The organism is Candidatus Terasakiella magnetica, assembly GCF_900093605.1.
Lineage (GTDB): Bacteria > Pseudomonadota > Alphaproteobacteria > Rhodospirillales > Terasakiellaceae > Terasakiella > Terasakiella magnetica.
In genome coordinates this window covers 1-7,442 of sequence record NZ_FLYE01000018.1, presented here as the reverse complement: position 1 = coordinate 7,442, position 7,442 = coordinate 1, and the positions used below count along the sequence as shown (strand labels likewise).

The 7,442-nt window shown below is 46.9% G+C and carries 6 protein-coding genes and 2 pseudogenes; 7 read left to right on the top strand and 1 reads right to left on the bottom strand.

Annotated features, from left to right (window positions below; all coding sequences use genetic code 11):
* The 7 genes and pseudogenes from MTBPR1_RS09040 to mamZ all read left to right on the top strand — a co-directional run.
* Nucleotides 1–233, top strand: a pseudogene (locus tag MTBPR1_RS09040) (hypothetical protein); the annotation flags it as partial.
* Nucleotides 234–240: 7 nt separating this feature from the next.
* On the top strand, nucleotides 241–1,251 hold the full coding sequence (locus tag MTBPR1_RS09035; protein ID WP_069188702.1) for a hypothetical protein: 1,011 nt from the start codon (nucleotides 241–243) through the stop codon (nucleotides 1,249–1,251).
* A 43-nt stretch (nucleotides 1,252–1,294) separates the two neighbouring features.
* On the top strand, nucleotides 1,295–2,218 hold the full coding sequence (locus MTBPR1_RS09030) for a protein kinase domain-containing protein (RefSeq protein WP_069188701.1): 924 nt from the start codon (nucleotides 1,295–1,297) through the stop codon (nucleotides 2,216–2,218).
* A 7-nt stretch (nucleotides 2,219–2,225) separates the two neighbouring features.
* Complete coding sequence (locus MTBPR1_RS09025) at nucleotides 2,226–2,525, top strand: polyhydroxyalkanoic acid system family protein (RefSeq protein WP_069188700.1); 300 nt, start codon at nucleotides 2,226–2,228, stop codon at nucleotides 2,523–2,525.
* Between the two features lie 183 nt (nucleotides 2,526–2,708).
* Nucleotides 2,709–4,127, top strand: a complete 1,419-nt coding sequence (locus tag MTBPR1_RS09020) for a pentapeptide repeat-containing protein (RefSeq protein WP_069188699.1) — start codon at nucleotides 2,709–2,711, stop codon at nucleotides 4,125–4,127.
* A gap of 212 nt (nucleotides 4,128–4,339) precedes the next feature.
* Nucleotides 4,340–5,134 (top strand): magnetosome protein MamX, encoded by a 795-nt coding sequence (mamX, locus tag MTBPR1_RS09015; RefSeq protein ID WP_083222996.1) that lies wholly within the window; start codon nucleotides 4,340–4,342, stop codon nucleotides 5,132–5,134.
* 9 nt (nucleotides 5,135–5,143) lie between these two features.
* Nucleotides 5,144–7,135, top strand: a complete 1,992-nt coding sequence (mamZ, locus tag MTBPR1_RS09010; protein WP_069188698.1) for a magnetosome biogenesis transporter MamZ — start codon at nucleotides 5,144–5,146, stop codon at nucleotides 7,133–7,135.
* Nucleotides 7,136–7,209: 74 nt separating this feature from the next.
* Here the strand turns inward: mamZ and MTBPR1_RS09005 are convergent.
* A pseudogene (locus MTBPR1_RS09005) lies at nucleotides 7,210–7,442 on the bottom strand (hypothetical protein); the annotation flags it as partial.

The following is a 7,442-nucleotide window of genomic DNA, read 5'->3' as shown; positions in this document are numbered from 1 at the left end:
CCATGGAGCTGCCGGAAGAAGATTACGCCAAGATCCTCTTTGAGATGTCTTCAGAAATGCCAGAGCGCTACAAAGCCATCATCTGCGAAATCTTTGATCGCGACCTCTCCAAAACCCCAACCATCCGCGGCATGGCCTTTAACGCCGATGCCACAGCCCTCGTCAAGCTCCTAGACATCGGCACAAGACAAGCCTTCGTCATGACACAAAACATGACAAACGCTGCGGAGTAAGACCAAAGTGAGTTCACAAGAAAGCACCTGTTGTGCGGCGCACGTTATTGAGGACGAAAATGACGTTGCTCTGGTTTTGGTGAAGACCTTAAAAGTTAAAGGTCAAACAACAGCCAAACCGAAAAATGATGTGATTAATGCCAGTGTACAAGCAGTTGTGCGCCAAAATGAAGATCGTTTTCGCCTCAAGCGCGCAGGCGATCATATTTTAGCTGCTGTGGCTGATGGGGCGGGCTCATCGGGGATGTATTGTGGGGCATGGGCTGAAAAGCTGGTGACAAAACTGCCAGATACACCCATAAAAACTTATGATGATCTTAATGGCTGGATTGACGGGTTTTGGGAAGAGTTTTCAACCCATAGCAAATCACTTTGCGCCAATAATCCGGGTCAGCACAATAAGCTGGTTAAGGAAGGGTCTTTTTCAACACTGGTGTCTTGCTGGTTGAAAAAAGACGGTGAGGATGTGGTGCTGGATTGCCTGAACTATGGTGACAGCACGCTTTACCTTTTTGAAATTGAGGGCGAGGACATTCATCTTTCTGGCTGCTTACCGGGAAGCCTTGCCTCACAAGAAGCTGATCCATTTTTGCTCAATTGGAAAGACCTGCCCAAGGCCGAACAGGTGCAATCAGCGAGCTATAAAAGTGATAAAGAAGCCATGGTCGTGCTGGCCTCTGATGGTATGGGGCTTTATATTTTACTGCGTTATCTCGCCTTTTTGGCTGGGCAAAATAAGCCAAATTTGAGTGATGACGAGACTAAATTACTGGCAGAATATCGCCAGCTTGTGCAAAGTGGCAGCACGCCTGTTGCCAATTATGCACGCGCACATGCACAAGAGGTCGTTGGTAATTTTAAAGACGAGCTTGAGCGTTTATTCACCTCTTTAGACACTGAAGAGGGCTATCAAAAGATGGTGGGTGAGCGTTATGAAGAAGGGCTACTGCCTAATGATGATTCAACTTTAGCCATGATTGCGTTCAAGGCTGAAGAAGAAAATGGGGGCGGGCAGTGAGCGAATGTCAGAATGACCTTTTTAAGGGGAAGAAGGGAAGACAATGGCGTATCCAATAATTACAGATTATAAAAACGCACTTCGAAATTTTGAAGGGCGTTTTGCCACGCTAAAACCAAAGCCATTTTTTGACCATCAGGGCGAACCCATTTTTTGGGCGGGCAACTTTGCCGTTGTGTTCAAGGCTTATGTGGAAGGGCGCGATGAAGCCGTTGCGATCAAATGTTTTATTAATGATCTGCCTGATCTTGAAAAACGCCACCGTGGGGTTTCGCTTACCATTGATAAGCTGAAAGCACGTTATTTAATTGATGTGCAATATATCCCAGATGAGCTTTATGTGACATCCAACATTGCCCCAAGTGGGGATTATCCGGTTCTTGTCATGCCATGGGTGGAGGGTGAAACACTCGGTGCGGTGATTGAGCGCCAATGTGTTAATCAAAACCGCCGTGGATTAGCAGCCATTACCAAGGCATGGGCAAACCTTTGCCTTGATATGTTGGGCAAGAAAATTGCCCATGGGGATTTAAAGCACGATAACGTTTTAATCACAACCGATGGTCAATTACGCCTGATTGATTATGATTCTATGTTTGTCCCTGCCTTGGCAAAATTCGATTCCATCGCCATTGGTGGGCCAAGTTATCAACATCCAAGACGTGATTATTATCATTTTGATAAAGCATTGGATCATTTCTCAATGCTCGTCATTATCTTGTCTTTGCGCGCCCTGATCGTTGACCCCAGCTTGTATGAAACATACAACACGGGCCAGAATATGATCTTTACGGCTGATGATTTTGTCTCTGGTGGGCGCTCAGCCCTCTTTATGCAACTGAGAAAATCGCCTGATCCGGTTGTGCGGGAATGGACGGAGTTGCTTATTAAAGTGATGCAGTCTAAATCTATTGCAGTTCCACGCATTGAGCGCATATTAAAGCTAGCGCGCAAAACAGAAGTTTAGGGTATCAATGTCCAAGATCGATCTTGAAGTAAAACATACATTGGAACAGGAAGAAGCCGCCAGCCGTCTGGAAAACTTCCTGAAAAGCCAAAGTGAGAATAATAAACAGCTGAGTCATGCGGTGTTTGAGCGCGAAGGCCGCCTGTTTCGTTTTACCGCAAAGGTGAAAGGCTTCAAGATCAAGGGGGCGGTTGCCGCACTTGAACATTCTGTAAAGGCCCAAGTTGTTCTCCCCCTAGCTGCACGCCCCTTTAAGCGTAGTGCTGAGGAAATCTTGCGTGAAGAGCTGCAAAAAGCTGTGGGTTGAGCTGGCATAAATTCAACCATAAGGACACCTTGCACCTGTGCCTGTATAGGGCTATTTCTTAACCATTGATTAACAACGATTAATCCTTTAAAATGAATCGCATAGGTTGAGTTTGAGAATTGTTTTCGAAACATGAAAACCCTTAAACTTGTAGGTTAAATTACCGTTATATGCGGGTGCGATATGTCAAACGTCTATCATCTTCAGAACTTGGGCAAAGGCTCAACTGAATGGAATGCGTGGCGGGAGTCCGAGAAAAACGTGACACCGGACCTTTCGCATGCCGAAATTAAAGCGGTTAACCTCGCCCGAATTGATCTTAAAGAAGCCCTTCTCACCCAAGCCAATTTAAAGCAAACCAACCTCAGTGGTGGGGACCTAAGCGGTGCCAATATGGCCGGTGCCAATATGGAAGGCATTTCACTTGCTGGTGCGAATATGGAACGCGCCAATTGTGCGGGTGTCTATCTGCATAAAGCGAACTTGGCTGGTAGCAAGTTGCGTTGGGCCAATCTTTCCGGTGCAGCGGTTGTTGGTAAAAGCAACATGTCTGGTGCGGACTTAACAGGGGCAAACCTGTGTGGCGCACGCTTGACCGGGGTGAACCTGTCTGGTGCTAATCTTACAGGTGCCAACCTAGCCGGGGCAGATTTTCGCGATGCGGACCTGACAGGCGCAGACTTTACCAATGCTGATACAAGCGGTGCTTATTTCGGTGGGGCGGACCTGCGCGGCACATTACTTGAACAATATTATGATCTCTTTGGCCCTGATCCTGAGATGGATGAGGCTGCTGAAGAAGAAGAATTACTGGCTGAAGAGCCAGAAATGGAAGAACCTGCGCTTGAAGAAGATCTAAGTGAGGACTTACTTGTTGATGCGCCTGAGCCTGAGCCCATTATTGAGCCCGAGCTAGAGGCCGAACCTGAGCTTGAGCCAGAACCCGAAATCATCGAAGAAGAAATTGTTGAGCCGGAACCCTCTCTTGAGGAGATGTTTGAGGCCCCAGTTGAACCTGAACCAGTGCCCGAGCCGCAGCCGGTCCAAGATGATTTCGACGAAAATGCTTATAATATCTATGAGACAAAAGAAGCTGCTATTGTAACGCTATGCTTGCCGAAGTTTAATGAAAAGAGCAGCGAAGAAGAACAGGACTTCCTTGATCTATTGCGCCGTTACAATCGTTACTTCCTTCATACCGATGAGGCCGTGGCGATGGCGGCGCGTGGGGAAGCATTCTTTGGTGCCTTTGAAAACCCCAATACTGCGCTTACATGTGCGCGGGGCTATCTCAATATCTTGCGCGATATGAAAACCGATGCCTATGTTGGGGTCAATTGGGGCAGTGTGACATCTTGTACATCTGCCGATTCTGATGCCAAAGACCTGATTATCAATTCCATCACGCCCATGGCGCGCCTGAAACCATTGGCCGAGCCCGGTGAAGTTTTGGTTTTGGATGAGCTTTATCGTCGCCCAGAAATCAAAAAAGACAATTTCGAGTTTGAAAAAGTCTCGCGCAAATGGACCAAAACCTTTAGCGAAAACGGCCCAAGCTTTGAGGTCTTGTGCTATTCGGTTAAAGAAGCATCTGGCGAATAATCCCATCATAATAGATTGTGCCTGTAATCCGCTTTTTCTCTAGGGTTATTGCGATGCGGTATCAACTTCTGTAAAAATGGTAATTGCATACCTTTATATGGTGAAACCACTTGCTGACTTTGATAATTTATGCTTTATAATCACAAAAAACTCATTTACACACGCACGTGCGTTTTTGAGTTTTGAATGATTTTAAATTAAGGGTCTGTTCGTTGAAATATATCCCCCATAGTGTGGCAGAGTGGGTTATGGCTTTAGGTATTGCTTTTAGCCTTGGCATTTTCTTTGTCGCCGTTGTTGAAGATAACCCATGGGAAGACCATTCATACGAAGATGCCCCGCCTATCACGTTGGGCACGCCTGCGCCTCATACCGATGGTAAAGAGAAAATGACATGTTCAACCTGTCATGCGATTTTGCCGCCAGACCCCAACCAAAGTAAAGATTTCCGCATTCCCATTTTAGTGGGCGCGCCTTCTCCCCATGGGGATGAGCGCGACCAGCAGCCTTGTGGGAATTGCCACCGTTACGTCAATAATCTGCAAGAAAATGTGACCGCACCAAAAGGTGGGGCCGTTGGTGTAACGGCTGCCATGCAAACCGGGCAGCGCGATGTGAAGAAAAAACCATCTCTGCGTTTTCCCCCTAAAGCCAAGCCTCTTGATAAAGAAGCCCATGAAGTTTTCACCTTCTTCCGTTTTCAAGGTAAAGTCACCCGCGTCTTCCCAAGAAATCCGAAGATTGACCCGGGCAATGTGACTGTGTTGGTGGATAATGGTATCAAACAACCTATGTGGATTGATTTGGCACCCTATTGGTTCTTGAAATCAGAAGACTGTCGCATCTTTAAAGGCATGTTTATTAAGGGCCAAGCCGCCGCTGATGATCCGCAAAACCGCAGCGAGCTGGCTTATGCCACGACAATTGGTGTAAATGGTAAATCCTGTTTTATACGTAATTCCCATTTGACAGGCTTGTGGGACCCTACTGCGATGATGGTGGAGTGATAAAAAGAAATGTCAATTTTCCAACCCTCCACCCAATTTAAAAGCCATCAATGGAACGGCATTTATCTGCTGTCAGCCATTAGTACGCTTATTGGTGCCTTGGCAGTCTCGGTTCAGCCCCTTCTGCTTGATCAGATTTTCAATATTCCTTTTGAAAAAGAAGGTGAGATTAACGCAGATATTCAGGTGGTTGCCGAAATGGTCTCCATCTTATGTGTGGGTTATTTCAGTTTTAAATCCGATAAAGTCGGTCGTGTGCCGATTATCTTTTTTGCCTTTTTGTTCATCAGTATTGGCGCTTTTCTCACACCACTGAGTTACGAGCTTGGTGTCTATCTTGGTGTGGGTGGTCTATTTGCCTTTTATTTTGCCCGTGTGTTGGTGACCCTTGGTTCTGATACGGTTCAAATCCAGCTTTTGACCCTTGTTGGTGATCTCTCTGACTTTAAAAACAGACCACAATTAATGACCAATACGGTCTTTATGATCGTTTTTGGCGGCACTATCTTAACCGCTATTGTCATGCAAATTGCTGAATATGAATATGGTATTGAGCTCATCACCTTCAGCCTTGTTCTCTTTGGTGGCTTTGGGGCATGGGTGACAAGATATGCCTTGCATGATGTGGCTGATTTTGTTGAAGAAGATAAACGCCACCCACTGTTGCGCGTCTGGGACCTTGTTTCAGGTGATCCGCGCATGCAACTGGCTGTGGCTGCGGCCTTTTACACCCGTATGGATTTGGTAGTTGTCAGCCTGTTCTATTCGCTTTGGTGTATCTCCATTGCCGATATCATTGGCGTAAGCCGCATTTACGCCACCGCCCACGCTGCCACCATGGTTGGCATTATGGGCATGGGTGTTTTATGTTCCATTCCCTTTTGGCAGCATTTGATTGAGCGCCATAGCCGTATCACCACGATCGGGGCAAGCCTCTCAATTTCTGCTGTGGGCTATGTCTGGCTCAGCCTCTTTTCCAACCCCTATGATTGGGGCATGGCTTTACCGTTGATCCTGATCGGCATCGGTCATGGTGGGGCAACTGTTACACTAAAAGTGCTCACCGTTGATATTGCGCCCAAAGCATTGCTCGGTTCTGTCCTTGGTATGATCTATCTTGCCGGTAGCATCGGCATTATCATGCTGGTGCAAAGTGGCGGCTATTATTTTGATGCGGTTGGTCCGCGCGCACCTTTTGTCTTAATGGCAAGCGGTAAGCTTATGGTGGTGATCTTTGCCAGCTGGCTGGTGATGAACCAGGTTGAAGAAGACAGCAACCATGTCTTGAAAAAGAAGGTCAAGATCAGCTGGCGCCCACTTATTTTCCTCACCGCAGGACTGCCTTTTGCATGGCTCTTGGGTCGTATGCTGCTTGGCGGTTATCTCTGGGGTGTGGATCACGAAAATATTCCGGTTGGCTTTATCAACCGCTATCTTGGGGATTGGGCTTTTACCTTCTTGATCGTCTCGCTCGCCATTACACCTTTTGCCGAACTCACCAAGATTAAAGCGGTTCATAAATATCGCCGTATGATCGGTCTCTATGCCTTCTTCTATACGATGCTGCACTTTATTGTGTATGTCTCGCTAGAATGGACATTCGATCTCGATCACATGCTGGCAGATGCCTATAAGCGTCCGTTCATTTTCCTTGGTCTGGTCTCCTTCTTCATCATCGCGCCTCTTGCGATTACTTCTTTCAAGAGCATCCGCGAAAAGATGGACCCAAAAGTCTGGCGTCGCCTCCATAAAAGCGCTTATGTCCTCAACATCATTGTGGCGTGGCACTTTATTCTGGCTGCCAATGAAGAAAATGGCGAACCCTATATTTATGCAGCTCTTGTTGCCATCTTGCTCGGCTATCGCGTTTATGAATCCATCCAAAAACAAAAACGCCGTGCAAACCGCAAACCACGCAGACGCCGCACGAAAAGAAAAAAGAAGGATAAGACAGCTCCAGATGCCCCAACAGAGGTCATCTCTGAGGCTGCATCTGAATAAGCATCAAAAAAGGGGCCGCTCATATGAGCAGCCCCTTTTTCTTTGTCTTTTTTACAGTATTCTTATTACTAAGATTACTCCGCAGCGTTTGATATGTTTTGTGTCATGACGAAGGCTTGTCTTGTGCCGATGTCTAGGAGTTTGACGAGGGCGGTTGCATCTGCATTAAAGGCCATGCCGCGGATGGTTGGGGTTTTGGAGAGGTCGCGATCAAAGATTTCGCAGATGATGGCTTTGTAGCGCTCTGGCATTTCTGACGACATCTCAAAGAGGATCTTGGCGTAATCTTCATCCGGTAGCTCCATTG

Coding starts and splice junctions, on each gene's coding strand:
- MTBPR1_RS09030 (WP_069188701.1), top strand. CDS start 1,295: ATGGCGTATCCAATAATTACAGATTATAAAAACGCACTTCGAAATTTT.
- MTBPR1_RS09025 (WP_069188700.1), top strand. CDS start 2,226: ATGTCCAAGATCGATCTTGAAGTAAAACATACATTGGAACAGGAAGAA.
- MTBPR1_RS09020 (WP_069188699.1), top strand. CDS start 2,709: ATGTCAAACGTCTATCATCTTCAGAACTTGGGCAAAGGCTCAACTGAA.
- mamZ (WP_069188698.1), top strand. CDS start 5,144: ATGTCAATTTTCCAACCCTCCACCCAATTTAAAAGCCATCAATGGAAC.